Origin of the sequence: Ancylobacter sonchi, assembly GCF_018390695.1 — a bacterium.
Classification (GTDB): Bacteria; Pseudomonadota; Alphaproteobacteria; order Rhizobiales; family Xanthobacteraceae; genus Ancylobacter; species Ancylobacter sonchi.
This window is the reverse complement of the sequence record NZ_JAHBGF010000046.1, coordinates 508952-527395: the sequence shown is the minus strand read 5'-3', so window position 1 is coordinate 527395 and position 18444 is coordinate 508952. Positions and strand designations below refer to the sequence as shown.

The 18444-nt window shown below is 72.6% G+C and carries 23 protein-coding genes; 5 read left to right on the top strand and 18 right to left on the bottom strand.

Annotation, left to right across the window (positions count from 1 at the left end):
* Nucleotides 1–22 precede the first annotated feature (22 nt).
* The 11 genes from KHC28_RS26675 to KHC28_RS26625 form a co-directional block, all read right to left on the bottom strand.
* Nucleotides 23–3937 carry a baseplate multidomain protein megatron gene (locus KHC28_RS26675; protein WP_214011392.1) on the bottom strand — a complete coding sequence of 1305 codons (3915 nt, stop codon included), beginning with the start codon at nucleotides 3935–3937 and terminating at the stop codon, nucleotides 23–25.
* A 36-nt stretch (nucleotides 3938–3973) separates the two neighbouring features.
* Nucleotides 3974–4411 carry an NlpC/P60 family protein gene (locus tag KHC28_RS26670; protein WP_214011391.1) on the bottom strand — a complete coding sequence of 146 codons (438 nt, stop codon included), beginning with the start codon at nucleotides 4409–4411 and terminating at the stop codon, nucleotides 3974–3976.
* A gap of 1 nt (nucleotide 4412) precedes the next feature.
* Complete coding sequence (locus KHC28_RS26665) at nucleotides 4413–5279, bottom strand: phage/gene transfer agent baseplate hub protein (protein ID WP_214011390.1); 867 nt, start codon at nucleotides 5277–5279, stop codon at nucleotides 4413–4415.
* Complete coding sequence (locus KHC28_RS26660; protein WP_214011389.1) at nucleotides 5276–5917, bottom strand: DUF2460 domain-containing protein; 642 nt, start codon at nucleotides 5915–5917, stop codon at nucleotides 5276–5278. The genes KHC28_RS26665 and KHC28_RS26660 overlap by 4 nt, the downstream gene beginning before the upstream one ends.
* 64 nt (nucleotides 5918–5981) lie before the next feature.
* Nucleotides 5982–6578, bottom strand: coding sequence for a phage tail tape measure protein (locus KHC28_RS26655; RefSeq protein ID WP_214011388.1), 597 nt, complete (start codon nucleotides 6576–6578; stop codon nucleotides 5982–5984).
* A 30-nt stretch (nucleotides 6579–6608) separates the two neighbouring features.
* Complete coding sequence (locus KHC28_RS26650) at nucleotides 6609–6827, bottom strand: rcc01693 family protein (RefSeq protein ID WP_281419190.1); 219 nt, start codon at nucleotides 6825–6827, stop codon at nucleotides 6609–6611.
* The gene (locus tag KHC28_RS26645) at nucleotides 6824–7237 is read right to left on the bottom strand and encodes a gene transfer agent family protein (protein ID WP_214011386.1); all 414 of its coding nucleotides are present in this window, start codon (nucleotides 7235–7237) and stop codon (nucleotides 6824–6826) included. Before KHC28_RS26645 ends, KHC28_RS26650 begins: the two co-directional genes overlap by 4 nt.
* Before the next feature lie 11 nt (nucleotides 7238–7248).
* Nucleotides 7249–7656, bottom strand: coding sequence for a phage major tail protein, TP901-1 family (locus tag KHC28_RS26640; protein WP_214011385.1), 408 nt, complete (start codon nucleotides 7654–7656; stop codon nucleotides 7249–7251).
* Between the two features lie 217 nt (nucleotides 7657–7873).
* The gene (locus KHC28_RS26635; protein WP_214011384.1) at nucleotides 7874–8278 is read right to left on the bottom strand and encodes a DUF3168 domain-containing protein; all 405 of its coding nucleotides are present in this window, start codon (nucleotides 8276–8278) and stop codon (nucleotides 7874–7876) included.
* A gap of 115 nt (nucleotides 8279–8393) precedes the next feature.
* Entirely contained in the window at nucleotides 8394–8714 is a 321-nt protein-coding gene (locus KHC28_RS26630) for a head-tail adaptor protein (protein ID WP_214011383.1), read from the bottom strand.
* Nucleotides 8711–9277 carry a head-tail connector protein gene (locus KHC28_RS26625; protein ID WP_214011382.1) on the bottom strand — a complete coding sequence of 189 codons (567 nt, stop codon included), beginning with the start codon at nucleotides 9275–9277 and terminating at the stop codon, nucleotides 8711–8713. Before KHC28_RS26625 ends, KHC28_RS26630 begins: the two co-directional genes overlap by 4 nt.
* Before the next feature lie 108 nt (nucleotides 9278–9385).
* On the opposite strand from KHC28_RS26625, the gene KHC28_RS26620 reads away from it, so the two are divergent.
* Complete coding sequence (locus KHC28_RS26620) at nucleotides 9386–10126, top strand: S1 family peptidase (protein WP_214011381.1); 741 nt, start codon at nucleotides 9386–9388, stop codon at nucleotides 10124–10126.
* A gap of 12 nt (nucleotides 10127–10138) precedes the next feature.
* On the opposite strand, the gene KHC28_RS26615 is transcribed toward KHC28_RS26620, so the two are convergent.
* From KHC28_RS26615 to KHC28_RS26585, 7 genes are all read right to left on the bottom strand, one after another.
* Nucleotides 10139–11416: a phage major capsid protein gene (locus tag KHC28_RS26615; RefSeq protein WP_376772803.1), complete on the bottom strand. Its 1278-nt coding sequence runs from the start codon at nucleotides 11414–11416 to the stop codon at nucleotides 10139–10141.
* 6 nt (nucleotides 11417–11422) lie between these two features.
* Nucleotides 11423–12055: an HK97 family phage prohead protease gene (locus KHC28_RS26610; RefSeq protein ID WP_214011380.1), complete on the bottom strand. Its 633-nt coding sequence runs from the start codon at nucleotides 12053–12055 to the stop codon at nucleotides 11423–11425.
* The gene (locus tag KHC28_RS26605) at nucleotides 12055–12243 is read right to left on the bottom strand and encodes a hypothetical protein (protein ID WP_214011379.1); all 189 of its coding nucleotides are present in this window, start codon (nucleotides 12241–12243) and stop codon (nucleotides 12055–12057) included. Before KHC28_RS26605 ends, KHC28_RS26610 begins: the two co-directional genes overlap by 1 nt.
* A complete protein-coding gene (locus KHC28_RS26600) occupies nucleotides 12240–12440 on the bottom strand; it encodes a hypothetical protein (protein ID WP_214011378.1) in 201 nt (66 codons plus the stop codon). Before KHC28_RS26600 ends, KHC28_RS26605 begins: the two co-directional genes overlap by 4 nt.
* A gap of 173 nt (nucleotides 12441–12613) precedes the next feature.
* The gene (locus KHC28_RS26595) at nucleotides 12614–13777 is read right to left on the bottom strand and encodes a phage portal protein (RefSeq protein ID WP_214011377.1); all 1164 of its coding nucleotides are present in this window, start codon (nucleotides 13775–13777) and stop codon (nucleotides 12614–12616) included.
* Nucleotides 13778–13939: 162 nt separating this feature from the next.
* On the bottom strand, nucleotides 13940–15295 hold the full coding sequence (locus KHC28_RS26590) for a DNA-packaging protein (protein WP_214011376.1): 1356 nt from the start codon (nucleotides 15293–15295) through the stop codon (nucleotides 13940–13942).
* Complete coding sequence (locus KHC28_RS26585; protein WP_214011375.1) at nucleotides 15228–15776, bottom strand: hypothetical protein; 549 nt, start codon at nucleotides 15774–15776, stop codon at nucleotides 15228–15230. Before KHC28_RS26585 ends, KHC28_RS26590 begins: the two co-directional genes overlap by 68 nt.
* Nucleotides 15777–16028: 252 nt before the next feature.
* Here KHC28_RS26585 and KHC28_RS26580 point away from each other — a divergent pair, with 252 nt between their 5' ends.
* The 4 genes from KHC28_RS26580 to KHC28_RS26565 all read left to right on the top strand — a co-directional run bounded on the left by KHC28_RS26580 (nucleotide 16029) and on the right by KHC28_RS26565 (nucleotide 18200).
* Entirely contained in the window at nucleotides 16029–16571 is a 543-nt protein-coding gene (locus KHC28_RS26580) for a molybdopterin-dependent oxidoreductase (protein ID WP_214011374.1), read from the top strand.
* The gene (locus KHC28_RS26575) at nucleotides 16568–16777 is read left to right on the top strand and encodes a TOBE domain-containing protein (protein WP_214011373.1); all 210 of its coding nucleotides are present in this window, start codon (nucleotides 16568–16570) and stop codon (nucleotides 16775–16777) included. Before KHC28_RS26580 ends, KHC28_RS26575 begins: the two co-directional genes overlap by 4 nt.
* A 25-nt stretch (nucleotides 16778–16802) precedes the next feature.
* On the top strand, nucleotides 16803–17309 hold the full coding sequence (locus KHC28_RS26570; RefSeq protein ID WP_214011372.1) for an SAM-dependent methyltransferase: 507 nt from the start codon (nucleotides 16803–16805) through the stop codon (nucleotides 17307–17309).
* Between the two features lie 186 nt (nucleotides 17310–17495).
* Entirely contained in the window at nucleotides 17496–18200 is a 705-nt protein-coding gene (locus KHC28_RS26565; RefSeq protein WP_214011371.1) for an isochorismatase family protein, read from the top strand.
* Nucleotides 18201–18444: the final 244 nt, after the last annotated feature.

Below are 18444 nucleotides of genomic sequence, written 5' to 3'. Positions count from 1 at the left end.
GCGGCGATGGGGCCGGCGGGCGTCAGGTGGCGAGCCGCGCAAGGAGCGGCGTGCCCGCCCCGACGCTGGCGGAGAGCTGCGCGATGCGCAGGTCGAGAAAGCTCCGGGCGGCGCCGAAATCGGCGATCTCGGCCGCCGTCTCGTAGAGGCAGGCCGGGGCCGCGACCTCCAACGTCCGCACCGTGGCGGCGCCGTCGAGGATCTCGACCCGATAGGCTTCGGAGGCCTCGCCGAGCGGCACCTCCACCACGTCCCAGTTGTCGCCCTCCTGTCGGGTGCGACGGATCCAGCCGATCTCGACCCCGGCCGCGGTGCGCCGCGCCCGCGCATGCACCGGGGCGAGCGGCGTGAGCGCCAGGCCGGAGACGCTGGTGCCAATTTCCGCCACCGCCGGGTCGCCATGGTCGCGGTCGGCCCGCCCCGCCCGCAGGGTGAGCGCCCGGCCGATCAGCTCGGTGCCACCCGCCACTCCGGCGAGGTTGCGGTCGAGCCGCACGAACAGCGTGCCGGCCGGCCAACCCGCCACCGCCCGCGCTTCGGTACCGCCCTGGCCGCGCAGCAGGCCGCCGAGCGCCCACAGCCTGGTGCCGACCAGCTCCGCCTCGGCAAACTGGATCACCTCGACCGCGCCGTCCGGCGCCACCAGCGCGGCGAGATTGGCGCCGTTCAGCACCGCCTCCTCGCTCGCCGCCGCCAGCAGCCCCCCGTGAAGCTCGACCGTCAGCCGCGCCCTGCGCTGCCACAGCCAGGGCGTTCCCGGCGCCAGCGGCTCCGTCAGAAGCCCCATGACCGACGGCGCGGGCAGCGTCGCCACTCGCTCGAAGCTCGCCCCGTCAATGCCGCGCCACACCGCCAGCGCGCCCGGCCACGGCGCCTGGAAACCGGCGAGCCAGGCCAGCGTCGGCACCGTCTCGCGCGCGGCAGGCAGCATCGGCAGCGCCAGTACCGCCATTTCCGGAGGCCCGGCGGCCGGGGGCATGGAAATGCGCGTCGCGCGCGGCTCGCGCACCGCCAGCGCGAACACGCCGGGATCGATGCTGCGCCCGCTCACCTCCCGCGCCTCGGTGTCGCTGATCTCGGTGATCTCGACCAGCCGGCGCCGGCCGTCGCGGGTCATGCCCACCACATCGCCGGGCTCCAGCGCCAGCCGCGAAGGCGCCAGCGCGAAGCGCACGCTCTCGCGGCCGGCCCAGGCATCCTGCAGCCGCATCTCGGCGAGGCCGGCGGCGAGGCCGTCATGCGTCGCCATGGCGAGGTCGACGCTGGTCTCCGCCCGCGCCGCGCCGGCGAGCCGCCGCGAGGCACCGGTGGAGCGGCGATAATCCGCCAGCGCGTCGACGAAGCCGATGGTCACCGACAGCGGCAGGTCGCCCTCCGAGCCGCGGGTGAAATCCGGTGCCGGCACGTCGTCGCCGGTAAGGAAATCCTCGTCGCTGAGCTCGGCCCGCACCCGCCCGCCGCGCGGGCGCAGCGCCAGCCCCTCGCCGGCCTCCATCAGGTCGAAGCCGAACGCCTGGCCGAGCGGCTCCAGCGCGGCGCGCACGCTCATCGGCCGGTCGACGACATAACCGTCGACGACGCCGCGCAAGCCCGAGGCGTCGAGTTCGGGCACGCCGGCATCGGCGGCGATGGCGGCACAGGTCTCCGCCAGTGGTGCCGCGCCCAGACGGCCGGTCAGCCAGTGGCCGGTCGCCCAGTTCGCTCCGTCCGCCCAGACGTCGGTGGCGAGCGGAAACGCCGGAAAAGGTCGCGCATCCCAGGTCCAGGCGTAAACGCCAGCCGGGTCGATCATCCGCCCACCCGGCAGGCCGGCGGCCGGAGGATTGACGGCATCGGTCGCCAGCGCGTCGAGCGAACCTTCGAGATGCCGGCGCTGGATCAGGTCGTCGCGCCGGCCGCTGGAGAAGGGCGGCAGGCCGTTCTCCACTGATTTCGGATCCGGGAACACGCTCGGCCGGTTCGCCCCCTTATCGACCGCCGCGCAGCCGATCTCGGTGAGCCGCACCGGCTTGGCACCCGGCACATAGGCGGTCGGAGCGGCGGACCGCACCCCGCCCGCCCGCTCGTGATGCGCATTGCCCCACCAGGCGGCGATGTCCTTCTGGCGGAACACCCAGGGCTCGCCATAAGCGCCGTCGGTGATCGGCAGGCGGGTCTGGCTGACCCGTGCCGTCTCGTCGGCATAGTACCAGTCGAAGCCCTCGCCGCCGGCGACATTGCCGGCGAGATAGTCGGTGTCGTAGCCGCTCTCGAACTGCGCGGCGTCGAGATGGGCGTCGCCGTCGCGCCAGTCGGCGAGCGGCGCGTACCAGTCGATGCCGATGAAGTCGATCGCCGGCGAGGCCCAGAGCGGATCGAGCGGAAAGCGCAGTTCCGCACCGCCATCGAGCGCATGCGCGCCATATTCCGTCCAGTCGGCGGCATAGGAGACCAGAGTGCCCGCGCCCACCGTCGCCTTCACCTCGGCGGCGAGCGCGGCATAGGCGTTCGCCGCCGGGTAGACGCCGGAAGCCGAGCGCACCCGCGTCAGCGCCGCCATTTCCGAGCCGATCAGGATCGCCTCGACGCCGCCGGCCAGCACGCTCAGCCGGGCATAGTGCAACGCCATGCGCCGGAGGCCCCACTCCGCCGGGCCGGAATACACCACCTGCCCGCCGGAGACGGCGAATTGCGCCGCCGTGGCGGTGCCGAAAAGCGCCGCCACCTGCGCACCGGCGGTCGGCGTCGCGTCGGGCGAGCCCGGCTGGCCCGGAGCAGGATCGCAGGTGATGCGCCCGCGCCAGGGATAGGGCGGCTGGCTCGTCGCGCCGCTCCACGGGTCGGGCAGGCCGCTGCCGGACGGCACGTCCATCATGATGAACGGGTAGAGCGTCACCTTCAGCCCGCGCGCCTTCAACGCCTGGATGGCGCGCGCCACGCTGCGGTCGGAAGGGGTGCCGCCATAGGCCGGGCGCCCGTCATGCTGGCTCACCAGATGCGCGTTCGCCCGCGTGCGACCGGCGACGCCCCAGGCCTCGGCGGCATTGCCGGCCTTCACCGTCTTCTCGCGCCGCTCGACGCCGGGATGCACCTCGCATTGCCCGGCGCGCAGGTCGGTGCCGAACCACGACACCACCAGCGCCACCCGTTCGAGATTCGGGCAGCAGGCCAGCAGCCGGTCGAGCGAGGCCTCGAAATCGGTGTCGGCCACGCTCACATGGCGGTTCTCCGCCGCATAGGAGCCGGCGCTCTCGACCCGCTTGAGCTCGGTGGTGTCGTAGCCGAACTCGGTGGCGGCGGGGATCATCGTCACCGCCTTGAGGCGCGGCTCCAGCGCGCCCACCGCCCGCTCCACCTCGACGGAGAGCTGCGGCAGCCGGTTGCCGAAATCGGCGAGCGGCAGCCGCTCGAAGACCAGATAGGTCAGCCCGCGATAGGCCGGCGCGCCCTCGCCCTCCAGCGCGGCGATCAGCGGGTCGGGCGTCTGCCCCTCGCCGCCGAGATAGCTGCGCAGGTTCAGCCCCTGCAGGTCCAGCTCGCGCCCGTCGGCCCAGATGCGGCCGATCCACGTCGCCGGCCCCTCGCACAGGCCGACCGCGAAGCTTGCATAGTAGGAATAGGTCGTGGTGGTCGTCGTGCCGCCGCTCAGCGAGGCACCCTTGCCGCCGGCCGAGCTGGTCTCGGTCGACACCACCTCCTCGACCTCGCTCGCCCAGATCAGCTGGGCGGAGAGCCGCGCGCGGCCATAGAGCCGCGGCATCGGCGCCCCGTCCACCGAGGTCATGACGTCGAGATCGGCGAGGCGCGGCCCCTCGACGCTCTTGCCGGAGGTGAGCAGCGCGCGGTCGATCACCGCCCCGCCGAGCGCGCCGACGGCCCGCCCCGCAATGGCGCCGAGCGGCCCGAACAGCGAGCCGCCCAGCGCCGCGCCGGCGCCGCCGAGAAGAAGAGTGGCCATGGATGGGAATCCGTTTCGCGGATGATCGGAAAGGGTTCACGCCCCCGGAAAGGCGAAGGCATAGGCGTGGCGCCGCCGCCACCAGGGCGCGAAGGCGACCTCCGCCACCGCCGCCCCGTCATGGGCGTGCACCATGCGCTCGGGCGCGACGAGGATCGCCGCATGCTTGGCCGGCAGATGCGCCCGCCAGCGGAACAGCAGCACGTCGCCCGGCCGCGCCGCCTCCGGAGCCACCGGCACCAGATGCCGGATGCCGGCGCCGGCCAGTTGCTCGGCCAGCGTCGCCTCCGCCCAGTCCGGCGTGTAGGCCGGCAGCCTTTCCGGCTCGGCGCCGATCGTCGCCCGCCACACCCCGCGCACCAGCCCGAGGCAGTCGGCGCCCTCGCCCTTCAGCGAGGCGCGGTGCAGATAGGGCGTGCCGATCCACGCGCGCGCCTCCGCGACGATCCGCTCTCGTAAAGCCTCGCCGCCCATCTCAGCTCGCCCCCGGCCGGGCAATGCGCAGCACCGCGTCATTGCCCGGCATGTGCGGCATGCCGCGGAAATTCGCCGTATTGGCGAAGCGGGCGCCGCAGGTGGCGAAGCGCTTGTCGCAGCCGGCGGTGACCGTGAAGGCGTCGCCGACGCCGAGCGGCTCCGGCGGGCGCTGCCACAGATCGAGGCGCACCGTGCCGGCGAGGGCGTCATGCGCCTTCACCTCGGTGGCGAAGCCCGCATTGGCGCCGCCGGTGAAGACGAGCCGCCCCTGCGTGAACCAGCCGGCAGCGAAGCCGTCGAGTCCGCCGGCGACGAACAGCCCGGCGCCCGCCACCGTCAGCACCGTCCCGCTGCCGCGAAACGCCGGCGCGGCGAGGTCGACCCGGCAACGCGCATCGCCGAGATCGGCGTCGCAGCCACGGGTGAACAGCCGCCCGCGCACCTGGCCGAGCGCATCGGCCAGCGCCCGCAGCTCGGCGACGAATACCCCGCCCTCGCGCCGCACCTCGCCGAGGCGCGCGCGCCGCAAGCGTATGGAGCTCGCCGGGTTCGACCAGTCGACCAACAGCAACTCCACGTCGGCCCCGTCATAGAGCCCGGCGGCGAGGTCGCGCTCGTCGAGCTGGTCGGCGGCGAGCGCGCCGTTGAGCTCGCCGGCATTGGCGGCGAAGCCGAGCGCCGCCGGCGTCTCGCTGCCCGCCACGCCGGCGGCGGCATGGAACGTCGTGCCGTCGACGGCAAGGTCGCGGTCGTGCTCGGTGAGCCCCAGCACCGCGCCGTCGCGACGGGTGATCCGCCAGCAGCGTGCCAGCGTGGTGGCGCCGGAGGCCAGCGCGGCGGCGAAATCGGCAGGCAGCGTCCTCATGGCCGGATCTCCAACAGCGGAATGCGCGGGATCTGCCCGGCCTCGAAGGCGGTGAGGTTCACCTCCAGGAAGTCGGTGTCGAAGCGCACCGGCACGTCGAACAGGAAGCCCGCCGTCACCGTCGCCCCCGGCCCCGGCACCTCGCCGGCGAAGAAGGTGATCGTGCCGAGCGTGGCGTCGAGCGCGTAGTGCACCCCCTCGGCCCGCTCGGCGCCGTCCACCGCCACCCGCACCGTGCCGGCGACCGGCTTGGCGATCGGCCGCTCATAGGGCGCATGCACGCCGCCATAGGTCTTGGCGAGCTGGAACTGCGCCTGCGCGCCCGTCCCGGCGCCGATCGCCTGATCGAGCGGCCCCGGCACGGCGCCCGGCGCGGCGGAGGAGTGGTCGAGCCGGTCGCGCCAGCGAAAGCCGTAAAGCCGGCCGCGCCGCTCCTCGAAGAAGGCGACCACATGCGCCAGCTGGAGCAGCGAGGTGACGCCGTAGCCGGCATCCCAGCGCCGGCGCGAATGGGCGAGACGGGTGTTGCGCTCCTCGCGGCCGGTCAGCGTGGTAACGATCTCCGTCGCCCGCTCCGGCCCGCCCGCCGCGCCGAGCGCGATGTCGAGCGGGAACAGCACTTCGTGGAAGGCAGCCATGCAGCACCCTTTCGGATCAGCCGTTCATGCGCATTGGACAGGCCGGGGACCGGCGGACAAAACCTCACCCGCTGCGCTCGCCGCGCGCGACCGCCCGGCTCACCAGCCCGGCGAGATAGGCTTCCGAGCGGCGGAACGAGCCGGTATCCGGCGTCGAGACGTTGACGGTCACGTTCACCGCCCGCCCGCCGCCGCCGGCGGCGACGCCGAGCCGTCCGTCGGCGCCGCGCCGCAGCGGCAGGATCGCCTCGGCGCCCGCCTCGCCCATCAGCCCGGTGCGGCCGCCGGCGAGCGGGAAATAGCTCGGGCTCGCCACCACGCCGCCTGAGGCGAAAGGCACCACCCGGCCGCCCTCGAAGGCGCCGCCTTTCGCGAAGCCCAGCGCGCCGCCGAACAGGCCCTGCACCAGGCTGGCGAAGCTCTGCTCCACCGGCTTCAGCGCCATGTCGAGCGCCAGCGAGGAGAGCCGCAGCCCGAGGGCGCGGATCACGTCGTCGGCCTCCTTGCCCTTCACCACCGCGCCGGTCAGCGCATCGCCCACCGACCGACCGAAGCCGCGCGCGAGCCGCTCGGCGTCGGACAATTCGCGGCGGAAGGAGCTGGTGTCGGCCGATATCTCGACGGTGAGGCTTTCCACCGCCAGGCTGTCATCCTCGGTCATGTCGGCTCCGTGGGATCGGTCGGGTTCGGATCAGCTACGGTCGGGAAACCGCGCCATCAGCGTGGCGAGGCCGGCGCGGTCGAGCGGCGCGCGCTCCGGCCCGATGAAGGCGCGCATGGCGGCGGCAAGCTCGCGCGGGGTCAGCGCCCAGAAGTCGCGGGCGGCAAGGCGCAGCCGGCCGAAGCCGAACGCCATCGCCTCCGCCCAGGGGAAGGCCGCGACAGGCCGCGACGGGTCGGGAGCGTTCAGTCCCGCCGCGGCACGCGAGGGTCCGGCGCCGTCTCCGCCGCGCCGGTCGCGCACGCCGCCGGTCGTTCCTCGGGCCGCCCGGCTTCCGGTATCTGGCCGAAGTTGGCGGCGATCAGCTCACCGACGATGCGGGCAAAGCCGGTCGCCCCGCCCGGCGTGGTCATCCGCGCCACATCCTCGACGCCGACCGCCTCGCCGGCGCCGTTCAGCCCGGCGGCGATGACGCGCATGGCATCGCCGGCCGACAGCCGCCCGGCGCCGAAGCGCTCGGCCAACGCCACCAGGTCGCCGGCACCGAAGGCGCTCTCCAGCTCGGCGAGCGCGCCGAGGGTGAGCACCAGCCGGCGCGGGCGGCCATCGAGTTCGGCGGCGATCTCGCCGCGATGCCGGTTGACCGCGAAGCTGCCCATCGGCCGGCCCCTCACAGCGCCGCGAAGGTGAGTTCGCCCGCGCTTTCCAGCGCGATGTCGAACGTCACCTCGCGGTCGTGCTCGGCGGCGATCTCCAGCGAGGAGATCTGGAACGGCCCGGTCAGCGTGCCGAAATCCGGTACGAGCAGCTGGGCGTTCTGCACCGCGCCGTCGAAGAAGCTCTGGCGGATCAGCGCGTCCGAGGCGGCGTCCTTGAACACCCCGGAGCCGGAGATCGCGGCGCGCTTCACCCCCGCCCCGGCCAGCAATTCGCGCCAGCGCCCGGCGCTCTCGGCATGGGTGACGTCGACGGTCTCGGTGTTGAAGGCGATCTGCCGCGAGCGCAGTCCGGCGACCGTCACATAGGCCGAGCCATCATGGATCTTCAAAAGCAGGTCCTTGCCCTTCTGCGCGGCCATGGCCGTCTCCCGTTGCGGTAGTGAGGAACCGTTAACCGCGATGCGGTAACCTTGAGTCAGGATCGGCGGCGCATGACCGCCGCGAGCGGCGCCTTCATCTTCTGAATCAACGTCAGAAAACGGCGCCAAGTGACTTCATCTTCCGATTCAGGATGAAGCTATCTTCCTGAGTCATTGCGGACTCTTGGCTGGCTTTCCTGAAGCGTCGGCCGTTTCTTCAATTCGATTCCGTCACGGCGCGAAAGCGCAGCACGGCGCGATAGGTGCGACCGCCCGCCTCGCGACGGATTTCCGCCCCGGTGGCGCGCAGATTGACCAGCCGTCCCTCGGCGAGCGGCAGCGCCGCATCGTGCAGCGCCTCCTGCACCAGCGCGGCGAGGTTCAGCGCCTCGCCATGGCCGCCCTGGCGCGACCACACATTGAGGGTCAGCCGGTGCTCCTCGCCGCGCTCGGTAGCGGTCGACCAGTCGAGCACCTGCGCCTCGCCGAGCGTGACATAGGGAAAGTCCGGCGAGGATGGCGGCAGGTCGTGGATGCGCGCGCCGCCCAGCGCGGCGATCAGCGGCGCGTCGGCGACGAGCGCCTGGTGGAGCGCGGCCCGCAAGGCCGTCGCCGCGCTCATCGAGGAACCCCACGCCAAGCTGTCTGCCCACGCACACTCGACCGCCGGCGCAGCGCGGCGATCAGCCGGGCCAGCGCGCCGGCCTTCAGGCGGGATGAAAATCTCGATGAAAATCTCATGGCGTCTCCTCCCGGCAGCGGCAGGTCAGCCGCCGCCCGCGTCCCTCGGCATCGCTCACCGCCTCGACGAGCAGCACCCGTGCGCCGAGCCGCAGCCGGTCGCCCGGCTTCACCTCCGCCGGCGCGCGCAGCGTCACCCGATGCGTCAGGACCGCGCCGGGCCGGTCGGCGATCTCGGCGGGGGCAGCGTCGGTACGGATCGCACCCCACACGTCGCCCACCGCCTGATAGCTGAGCGTCGTCCCGCCGAGCCCGTCGGGAGTGCCCACCTGGGTCTCATGGGTCAGCCGGTGGCGCAGCTCGCCCGCCCGGCTCACAGCCGCGTCACCCGATAGGGCGCGACCAGCGCGCCGAGCGTCGCGGGGAAGGCACTCGACGCCCCGGTCTCGTCGCGGTGCTCATAGAAATGCGCCAGCACCAGCCGCACCGCCTCGATCAGCGGCGCCGGCACGTCGGTGGCGGCCGGTCCGTGCCCGGCGGTGATGTCGAGCGCGAGGCCGGCGAGCGGCCGCTCCGGCGACGGCACCCTGCCGCGCTCGACGCGGATCAGCCCCGGCAGCCGAGCGGTGTCGAGGGCGAAGGCGTCGAGCGGCAGCTCGGTCTCGGCGCCGGTCGCATCGAGCCGCACCGCCCTGTCGAGCGTGCGCAGCGGCGACACCGGCACCGGGATCAGCCCGCTCGCCGGCCAGGCGTTGCGGACGATCCGCCACGTCTGGTCGATCAGCGCCCGGCGGGTCAGCGTCTCCACGCTCGCCCGCGCGGCGGTGATCATCGAGGTGATCAGCGCGTCCTCGGCATCGTGGTCGACGCGCAGATACGCCTTCGCCTCGGCGAGCGTGAGCGGTTCGCTCGCGGGTCCCGCGAGCAGCAAAGCGGGCATCGGCCCCTCCCCTGATGTGCTGAAACGCTAAGAGCGGCCTCGCCGCCGTCGCTTGACGCCGCAGGCATGGGCCGGCAGAACCGGGCCATCCCTCCGCGAGGAAGCCCGATGCCGATCCCGTCCTTCGTCCGCCTGTCCCGGATCGGCGTCGCCGCCGCCCTGCTCTGTGCCGCCGCCCCGGCCGCCGCCATCGTCGGCGGTCGCCCGGCCGACGAGGCGACGCGGGCGCAGACCGCGCTGATCGTCTCGACGCGCGGCGCCTCCTGCACCGGCGTGGTGCTCGCCCCGCAGGTGGTGCTGACGGCGGCGCATTGCGTGCAGCCGGCGGCGAACTACGCGGCGGTGGCGTTCGAGGCGTCCGGCCCGCGCATCATCGAGGCGAGCCGGGTGGCGCTGCACCCGCAATTCGACCCGAACTCCTTCGCCACGCGACGCCCGACGCCGGATCTCGCTCTGGTGCGGCTCTCGGCGCCGCTGCCGGGCGCGCGTCCGGCGCAGCTGTCGAGCGAACCGGCGCTGCCGGCGCGCCGCACCGCCTTCACCCTCGCCGGCTACGGCGTGGTGAAGGACGGCGACGGCAAGTCCGCCGGCACGTTGCGCACGGTCGAGCTGCCGAGCATCGGCACCACCGGCGGCATCATGATCCGCCTGTCCGATGGCCCGGCCGCCGGTGGCTGCACCGGCGACAGCGGCGGGCCGGTGTTCCTCGACGGCGAGGTGGCCGGCATCATCGGCTGGTCGACGGCGGCCGGCGGCGCGCGCGGCTGCGGCGGCGTCACCGGAGCGACGCTGGTCGGCCCCCAGCGCGCCTGGATCGACGCCACCGCCCGGTCGATGGGCGCGCAGTAGGCGCCCCTCGCCTCACGACGCCGCGAACTTCAGCAGCTTGATCGCGTCGAAGTCCTGCACGCCGCCGCCGACGCGCTTGGTGGTGTAGAACAGCACATAGGGCTTGGCGGAATACGGGTCGCGCAGCACCCGCACCCCGGCGCGGTCGACCACCAGATAGCCGCGGCGGAAATCGCCGAACGCCACCGAGAGGCTGCCCGCACCGATGCCCGGCATCTCCTCCGCCTCGTGGACGGGGAAGCCCAGCAGGCTCGGCGGCTGGCCGGGCGCCGTGGGCGCCGCCCACAGATACTGGCCGTTCTCGTCCTTCAGCTTGCGCACGGCGCCCTGGGTACGGCGGCTCATCACGAAGCTGCCGTTCTGGCGATAACCGGCCTTCAGCGCATAGACGAGGTCGACCAGCGGGTCGGACGGGTTGGTGGCGGGAAAGTCGCCCGCCGCGCCGGTCGCCACATAGCCGAGATTGCCCCAGCTCCAGGCACTCTCCGCCACCGCCGCATAGGCGAGGAAGCCCTTCGGCTTGCCGGTGCCGTCGCCGGTGACGAAGGCGGTGCCCTCCTGGGCCGCGAAGGCGGCCTCCACCTCGATGGCGAGCCATTCGTCGATGTTCACCGCCGCGTCGTCGAGCAGGGTCTGCGTCGCCGCCGGCATGGCGTAGAGCTCCATCGCCGGGAAGCTCAGCTCGTCCAGCACCGGGCTCGCGGTCTGCGCGCGGGCCGCCGTCTCGGCGACCCAGCCGACCGCCGGACCGGAGGTCATGAACGGCTTCTTGTAGGTGCCGGCCGAGATGGTGCGCACATCCGAGATGGCGCGGATCGGCGAGAGCGCGGCAAGGCGCTTGCCGATCTCGCGCTCGGTCTCGTTCGGCACCACGTAGCCGCCATCCGCCGCGACGCCGGCCGACATCGCCTTCATCTCGATGCGCTTCAGGCCGGCCGCCTCGCCATGGCGCACATAGGCGTCGAACGCCGCCTTGTGCTCGCGCGCGGCGAGGTCGGCGACGAGGTCGGCACGGCCGCCGAGCCCCGGCCGGCGCGCCTTCAGCACCAGCTCGTCGATCAGCGCCTTCTGGGTGTCGAGCGCGGCATTGATGCGCTCCACCTTGTCATGGGTCACCGCGTCGATGCCGCGCCGCTCCAGCTCGCCCAGGCGCTGGTCGTTGGCGTCCTTGAACGCCTCGAAGGCGCCCATGAATTCCTCGAAGGCGGCGCTCACCTCCGGGCCGCCGGACTTCATCTCCAGGCCCGATTTGGTCTCGAAGCCGGACGTCATCTCATGGCTGTTCTGCATCAGGGATCATCCTTTCAGGGGAGAGAGGGAGCCGACCGGCGACAGGGCGCCGAGGGCACGCAGCCGGCGGGCGCCACGACGTATGGCGGCGGCGAGCGGCGAGCGCCCGCCGGCGGGGGACCGAGCCTCGGCCCCCGCCCGCTTCACCGCGTCGATGCGGGCATCGGGCTGCATCGGGAAGGTGACGACCGACACCTCCCACAAATCGATGCGGGTGAGCCGGCGCACGCGCGAGCGCGGATCGGTGCGGCCCTCCACGGCGCGAAAGCCGATGGACAGCCCGTCGATCGCCCCGGCGCGCATCAGCGCCAGCACCTCGCGGGCGCGTGCCACCTCGGGGGTCAGCCGGCCGCGCACGAACAGGCCGGTCGAATCCTCGCGCAGTTCGGTCCACACGCCGATCGGCTCGGCGGGGTCGTGCTGGAACAGCATGCGCACCCCGCCCGCGCCGCGCTCGCCGAGCGAGCGGGCGAAGGCGCCGTGCACGATCAGGTCACGGCCGAGATCGACGCGGCCGAACAGCGCGGCATAGCCCTCGAAGGAGCCGTCGGCCTCGATCTGCGCCAGCGCCGGGCCGGCCTTTACCTCGACGGCGGGCCCGGCGAGCGGCCCGGCCGGCGGAACGCGGGTCGGGATCATCAGCTCGCACCTCCCTGCCCGCTCTTCCCGCCCTTGCGGCTGGGCTTCGCCGTGTGGGCGGCGCGGTCGAGCTTGCCGAGGGTGCGGCCGAAATCGCGAAAGACTTTCGGCGCATCGCCGGCGCGGGTCGGCGCCGGCAGCCGCGGCCGTCCGGGCAGGAAGGCCCGGATGCGGGGTGTGACCTTCATTCCTCGTCTCCGAACGTGGCGTTGATTTTGGCGTTGAAGCGCGCGATCTCGCGCACGAAGTCGTCGAAGCGCCGCACGCCGGCGGCGAGCTCGCGGAACAGCACATAGGCGAAGGAGGAAGCGCCGAGCGCCCAGGCGAGCAGCGCCAGATGCGCGAGATCCCCCCGCGCCACGAAGGCGTCAATGAACTTGTCCATGCGTGGTCTCTCGAAGGGGTGGCCGGCACGGCAGGGGCAGCCGGAGTGCCCCACGCGGAGAGACGCTCCGGCACGCGAGACGGCAGGCAGCGGAAAGCTCCAGGGGTCGCAAAGATCCCCTATCCCTCGCCCCACAAGGCAAGGGAGCCCCCCTTCCACCGTTCCCGCCGCCCCTACCCCTCGCCATACCCCACGGCCGCGCGTTTCTCGGCGTCGCTCAGGAACCCCGCCGCCCCCACGCGCGCCCACAGCGCCTCGCGCTCGGCGGACAGCGCCTCGATGGCGTCGAGATCCGGCACCAGCTCGAGCGGCGCCTCGCCAAAACCGGGCGCCAGCCAGCGCGCCAGCCCCTCGCCGATGCGCCGCGCCATCGGCAGCACCGCCTGGCGCCAGAACACCCGGTTGGCCTCGGTGTAATTGGCGTAGGTGGCGTCGCCGGGAATGCCGAGCAGCATCGGCGGCACGCCGAAGGCGAGCGCGATCTCCCGCGCCGCCGCATTGCGCGCCTCGAGGAAGTCCATGTCCTTGGGGCTCAGCGACAGCGGCCGCCAGTCGAGCCCGCCCTCCAGCAGCAGCGGCCGCCCGGCATTGGCGGTACCGGAGAAGTTCGCCTCCAGCTCGTCCTTCAGCCGATCGAACTGCTCGTCGGAGAGGTTGCCCGCCCCGCCATAGACCAGCGCGCCCGAGGGCCGAGCCGCGTTGTCCAACAGCGCCTTGTTCCAGGCGCCGGCGGCATTGTGCAGGTCGAGCGCGGTCTGCGCCGCCTCCAAGGGCGGGGTGCCGTAATGGTCGTCGAGCGGGTTGAACAGAGCGAGATGCAGGATCGGCGGCACAAAAGCCTCGCCGTGCCCGTCCTGCAGGAAGCGCAGCGTGCGCCCGCCCACCGTGTAGTCATAGGCCTCCGCCCAGCCATCGGCGCCGGGCACCACCTTCATGCGGTCGGGCCGCAGCACGTGCAGCTCGCGCACCCTTCCGTCGAGGCTCACCGCCTCGACATAGGCATTGCCGGCGAGCAGCAGATGCCCGGCCACCGCCTCGATAAGTCCGCTGCCCGCCAGCCGCGCATTGGGGCGGACCAGCAGGTCGAGGAGGGGATGCTCGGCATGTTCCTGCGCGCCCTCCATCAGGCTGAAGCGCACCTGCGCCGCGCCCTCGGCGATCATCCGCACGCAGCGATGCGCCACCGCGTTGCGCAGATAGCCCTCACCGGCCAGCGCCGCATAGTCGCGCGGCGTCCAGCGCGGCCGCCCGCCGGCGAGCAGCGCGACCAGCGGCGCCGCGCGGGACGCCTTCGCCTCCGGCGGCGCCGAAGAACGGAAGAAGAAGGGCAGCTTCATGGAACCGATCCTGTCGTGAGCCGTCGGCACCGCGCGCGCCGCGGGAACCCTCCCGCGACGTCGACGGGCCATCTGAAATTTGCGGATAGGCGCGCCGCGCCCACACGTGGCGCTGACACGTGGTGCCCATGCAGCACGCCCTTGCCTGGCGCCGAGACGCCGCTAGACGCGCCGCACTCGCGGCGCGGTCTCCTTCGGCCCGAGCGCCAGCGCGGTGATCGCCCAGACCAGCGCGTCGAGCCGGTCGGGCGAGCGCCCACCGGACAGCCCGTCCGGGCCGAAATCGCAGAGCTCGTCCTCCAGCGCCGGGAAGGCGCCGGCATGGCGCACCCGGCCGCGCTCATAGAGTGCCGCCACCGGCTCGGCGCGCAGCCATTTGCCGCGCGTCGCCCGTACTTCGGCCACGGGAAGCCCCGGATCGATGCCGGCGAGAATGGTACGCACCATCTCGCCGCCCTGGTTCACCTCCACCACCACCCGGTCGGCGGCGAGCTTGTGGAACAGCGCCACCACGCGCGCCCCCCAGGCGGCCGGCGTCAGGCCGTGGCCGCTCTCGTCGGCCAGCACATGCGCGATCCCCTCGCCGTCGAGCCCGGCGGCGACGATGCCGCAGGCATCCGCCCCCTTGCGCGAGGAGGCCGGCGGGTCGACCGCGACCACGATGCGGGCGAGCGCCGGCGCCGCCTCCTCGCGCGCCGCCTCGATCCCGCACCGGCTCCACAGCGCGTCGGCGCGGTCCTCGATCAGTTCGCCCTCCAGCTCCTGCCGGCCGAGCCGGGTGCCGGCATAGCGGGAGACCACCGTCTCCAGGAAGGTCGGCGCCAGATGCGCGGCATTCTCCGCCGTGCCCATCCGGGTGATCGCCGTCGTCGGGTCGGCGATGAGGCGCCGCATCAGCTGGGTCGCGCGCGGCGTCGTCGTCACCATCTGGCGCGGCCGCTCGCCGAGGCGCAGGCCGAATTGCAGCATGTCGAAGGCCGCCTCGGCATAGCGCCATTTGGCGAGCTCGTCGCACCAGGCGGCGTCGAATTGCGGACCGCGCAGGCTCTCGGGGTCATCGGCGGAAAAGCCCTGCGCGATGGCGCCGTTCGGCCATTCGAGGCGCCGCCGCGTCGGCTCCCAGCGCGGGCGCTCATGGCGCGGATGCACCGCCAACAGGCCGGAAACCCCTTCCACCATCACCTCGCGCACATCGCTGAACGTCTCGGCCACCAGCGCGATGCGCCCGGCCGGCCGGCCGGCAAATCCCGGCGTCCCCAGCGCCAGCCCGCGCACCCATTCGGCGCCGGCGCGGGTCTTGCCGGCGCCGCGTCCGCCCATCACCAGCCAGGTGATCCAGTCGCCGCCGCCCTGCGCCCGCTCCGGCGGCATCTGCGCCGGCCGGGCGAGCAGGCTCCAGCAATGCAGCAGCCAGTGCGCGCCGCCGGGCGAGAGCCCGGCGACCGCCTCGTCAAGCCGCCCGTTCCGCCAGCACGCGCTCAAGAGTTGCCGCAAGCTCGCGTCGGTAGGCGTCGGCATCGCGGAACATGTCGTCATCGGCGCGGTCGTCCCCGGCTTGCTGGTCCTCGTCGCGGGCGATGGCGGCGAGCTCGCGCAGCGAACGCACCAGCACGGCGAGCGTGCGCGCCGCCCGCTCGGCGTCGGCGCCGCTGCGGTTGGCGTTCAGCCCGGCGCGCGCCACCAGCCGCTCGACGGCGGCGATCTCGCTCTCCACCCGCGCCACCAGCCGGGCGACGAGCAGCCGGCGCGACACCGGCCCGTCCGCCTCCGTTCCGGCATCAGGGGCAACGGCCACAGGCGCCGTCGCCGGATCCGGCATGGCCGCCGCGAGCCGATCCTTGCGCGGCTTCCAGCCCCAGTGGCGGACACGCACGGTCAGCGTCGAGCGGCTGATGCCGAGCAGGTCGGCAATGTGCTGGTTCGGCACGCTGGTATGTTCGTAAAGGCGGCGCGCCTCCTCGATGGCCTCGGGCGGAACGTCGCGCTTGGGTATCGTCATGGTCCGTGGTTCCCTTGAAATCTCCCCCGCGCCAATAAAAAAGCCGGCCTTGACGGCCGGCTGACGATCACGACGCCCGACCGGCCTCGCCGGCCCCGGACGCAATTGTGGAGCATGGCAAGAACCTACCGGAGCAGCGTCACGCTGTCAAGGCATTTATTCCTACACGCCTGGATTTTATTGCAACCACCGCCTGCATTGCCGGTGGCAGGGCTCTGCTATATTCACCTGCACATAGCTTCGAGGTGCCGCATGTCCCCGCTTCCCCACCGTCTCGCCCGCGCCGGCTGCCTCTTGGCGGCGCTCGCCCTGCCGCCGGCGGTCCTGCTCGCGGCGGGCGCGGCGGCGATACCGGCGCAGGCGCGCGACCTCGCCCTCACCGCCCCGGGCATCCCGGCGCAGGCCTTGGCGCCCGAGGCGTTGCGCAAGCTGCCGGCGACCACCGTCGAGGTCAGCTTCCTCACCTCGCGCGGCGAGGAGACCGGGCGCTTCACCGGCGCCCTCCTGTGGGACGTGCTCGCCGCCGCGGGCCTCGTCGACCCCAAGGATCATCACGGCATCGCCCGCAGCGCGGTGCTGGTCACCGCCCGCGACGGCTATGCCGCCGTGCTCGGCCTCGGCGAGATCGCGCCGGAGCTGGAGGGAAAGCAGGTGCTGATCGCCTATGAGCGCGACGGCGCCGCCCTTCCCGACGACAAGCTGCCCCGTCTCGTGATACCGGGCGACCGGCGCGGTTCGCGGGCGGTGTTCTCCGTCGACCGTGTCGACATTCTCAAACCGGAGTCCCGGAAATGAAGCTCAGCGCCCGCAACGTTATCCCCGGCAAGGTCGTGGCCATCCAGAAGGGCGCCACCACCGCCCATGTCCGCATCGAGATCGCTGGCGGCCAGGTGCTCACCTCCTCCATCACCAACGAGGCGGTGGACGAGCTCGGCCTCACCGTCGGCGGGCCGGCCTATGCGGTGATCAAGGCCTCCGACGTGCTGGTCGCCGTCGACTGAGCGGCCCGCCCGCGGAAAGGCGACGATGGTCCGCCTCGACGAAATCCGGGCCGGCGAGGTCCTCGCGACACCGCCGGCCGGCAAGGATGCCGGCCTCGCCTTCATCGGCCGCATCCGCACGCCCTGGGTGTCGCGGCTGGAAACCCCGCGCCTCGGCCGGCCGGACGGGCCGGAATGCATCATCGAGATCTTCGAGCCGTGGCGCCCGGCGCTCGCCGGCATCGAGGCCTATGCGCGCATCGAGGTGCTGTTCTGGATGCACCTGTCGCGGCGCGACCTCGTCATCCAGAGCCCGGCCAATGACGGCCGGGGGTACGGCACCTTCGCGCTGCGCTCGCCGGCGCGACCCAATCCCATCGGCACCACCATCGCGACGCTGGTGCGGGTCGAACCGGACCGGCTGATCGTGCGCGGGCTTGACTGCATCGACGGCACGCCGCTGCTCGACCTCAAGCCCGACCGCGGCCTGTTCACCCCCATCGCGCCCGAGCAGCCAGGCGACCGTCAGACTGGCGACCGTCAGACCGGCTGAGTGCTTCCGGCAGGGCGGTGCTCCGGGCAGGATCGCGTTCCGGGCACGGCCAATGCGACCGTCTTCTTCGCCGGCTCATCAAGTCGCTGTTCCGGGGGGCGCCTTTTTGGCGGGCGGCAAAGCCAGACCCGCGACAAACCTGCTAGGAAGCCGGGCGGACAGCCGCCAATGCTGCGGGAGACGCCCATGCACTTGGTAAAGCTCGAAGACGATATCGTGCAGATCGCGCTGCAGAGGCGCGGCCGCCTGCGCCTGTTCGAGGCCATCGATCCGAAGCGGACGGCGCATCTGGTGATCGACATGCAGGTCGGCTTCATGACGCCGGGCGCGCCGGCGGAGATCGCGCCGGCCGCCACCATCATTCCCAACATCAACCGCATCAGCGCGGCCTGCCGCGAGGCCGGCGCCCTCAACGTGTTCGTGCAGAACTCGATCAGCGAGGAGAGCAAGCACAGCTGGTCCAACTGGTTCGGCTCATTCTGGACGCCCGACAAGCGGGAGGGCATGTACGCCACCTTCATGGTCGGGAAGCCCGGCCATGCGCTCCACCCCGACATCAAGGTCGAGGAGGGCGACATGCACATCAACAAGTTCCGGTTCGGCACCTTCGTCGACGGGTCGTCGGATCTTCACGGGCGCCTGCAGGCTCTCGGCATCGACACCGTCATCATCACCGGCTGCGCGACCAATATCTGCTGTGAATCGACCGCCCGCGACGCGATGATGCTCAACTACAAGGTGCTGTTCGTTTCCGATGGAACCGCGACGCACACCGATTACGAGCACAACATCACGCTCAACAACATGATGCTGACCTTCGCCGACGTGGTCACCACCGACGACGTCACCGGCCTTCTGCAACCGGAACCGGCCTCCCCGGCCGGAACCTGAAGGCGACCCCCGAACCGGTCTCCTTCGATCGGGCGATCCGCCGATCGACGGGAGCTTGGAAGCTCGGAAACTCGGTACTCCGGCCGCAACCTGCAATTCCGGCAGGACACCGGGAGCGCGGCGCCCGGTGGTTCCGCCGCCGCGCATGTCGTTCCGCACCGCTCGGCTCCCCGGACCAGCCGCACACCGCACAGCGGCGATCCGGGCCCCAGGGGAGGCTCTGGCGAAGCCGCCTCATCTCTCC

Excerpts from the sequence above, each read along its gene's own strand:
- KHC28_RS26675 (WP_214011392.1), bottom strand. The coding sequence starts at position 3,937 with ATGGCCACTCTTCTTCTCGGCGGCGCCGGCGCGGCGCTGGGCGGCTCG.
- KHC28_RS26670 (WP_214011391.1), bottom strand. The coding sequence starts at position 4,411 with ATGGGCGGCGAGGCTTTACGAGAGCGGATCGTCGCGGAGGCGCGCGCG.
- KHC28_RS26665 (WP_214011390.1), bottom strand. The coding sequence starts at position 5,279 with ATGAGGACGCTGCCTGCCGATTTCGCCGCCGCGCTGGCCTCCGGCGCC.
- KHC28_RS26660 (WP_214011389.1), bottom strand. The coding sequence starts at position 5,917 with ATGGCTGCCTTCCACGAAGTGCTGTTCCCGCTCGACATCGCGCTCGGC.
- KHC28_RS26655 (WP_214011388.1), bottom strand. The coding sequence starts at position 6,578 with ATGACCGAGGATGACAGCCTGGCGGTGGAAAGCCTCACCGTCGAGATA.
- KHC28_RS26645 (WP_214011386.1), bottom strand. The coding sequence starts at position 7,237 with ATGGGCAGCTTCGCGGTCAACCGGCATCGCGGCGAGATCGCCGCCGAA.
- KHC28_RS26640 (WP_214011385.1), bottom strand. The coding sequence starts at position 7,656 with ATGGCCGCGCAGAAGGGCAAGGACCTGCTTTTGAAGATCCATGATGGC.
- KHC28_RS26635 (WP_214011384.1), bottom strand. The coding sequence starts at position 8,278 with ATGAGCGCGGCGACGGCCTTGCGGGCCGCGCTCCACCAGGCGCTCGTC.
- KHC28_RS26625 (WP_214011382.1), bottom strand. The coding sequence starts at position 9,277 with ATGCCCGCTTTGCTGCTCGCGGGACCCGCGAGCGAACCGCTCACGCTC.
- KHC28_RS26620 (WP_214011381.1), top strand. The coding sequence starts at position 9,386 with ATGCCGATCCCGTCCTTCGTCCGCCTGTCCCGGATCGGCGTCGCCGCC.
- KHC28_RS26615 (WP_376772803.1), bottom strand. The coding sequence starts at position 11,416 with ATGCAGAACAGCCATGAGATGACGTCCGGCTTCGAGACCAAATCGGGC.
- KHC28_RS26610 (WP_214011380.1), bottom strand. The coding sequence starts at position 12,055 with ATGATCCCGACCCGCGTTCCGCCGGCCGGGCCGCTCGCCGGGCCCGCC.
- KHC28_RS26605 (WP_214011379.1), bottom strand. The coding sequence starts at position 12,243 with ATGAAGGTCACACCCCGCATCCGGGCCTTCCTGCCCGGACGGCCGCGG.
- KHC28_RS26600 (WP_214011378.1), bottom strand. The coding sequence starts at position 12,440 with ATGGACAAGTTCATTGACGCCTTCGTGGCGCGGGGGGATCTCGCGCAT.
- KHC28_RS26595 (WP_214011377.1), bottom strand. The coding sequence starts at position 13,777 with ATGAAGCTGCCCTTCTTCTTCCGTTCTTCGGCGCCGCCGGAGGCGAAG.
- KHC28_RS26590 (WP_214011376.1), bottom strand. The coding sequence starts at position 15,295 with ATGCCGACGCCTACCGACGCGAGCTTGCGGCAACTCTTGAGCGCGTGC.
- KHC28_RS26585 (WP_214011375.1), bottom strand. The coding sequence starts at position 15,776 with ATGACGATACCCAAGCGCGACGTTCCGCCCGAGGCCATCGAGGAGGCG.
- KHC28_RS26580 (WP_214011374.1), top strand. The coding sequence starts at position 16,029 with ATGTCCCCGCTTCCCCACCGTCTCGCCCGCGCCGGCTGCCTCTTGGCG.
- KHC28_RS26575 (WP_214011373.1), top strand. The coding sequence starts at position 16,568 with ATGAAGCTCAGCGCCCGCAACGTTATCCCCGGCAAGGTCGTGGCCATC.
- KHC28_RS26570 (WP_214011372.1), top strand. The coding sequence starts at position 16,803 with ATGGTCCGCCTCGACGAAATCCGGGCCGGCGAGGTCCTCGCGACACCG.
- KHC28_RS26565 (WP_214011371.1), top strand. The coding sequence starts at position 17,496 with ATGCACTTGGTAAAGCTCGAAGACGATATCGTGCAGATCGCGCTGCAG.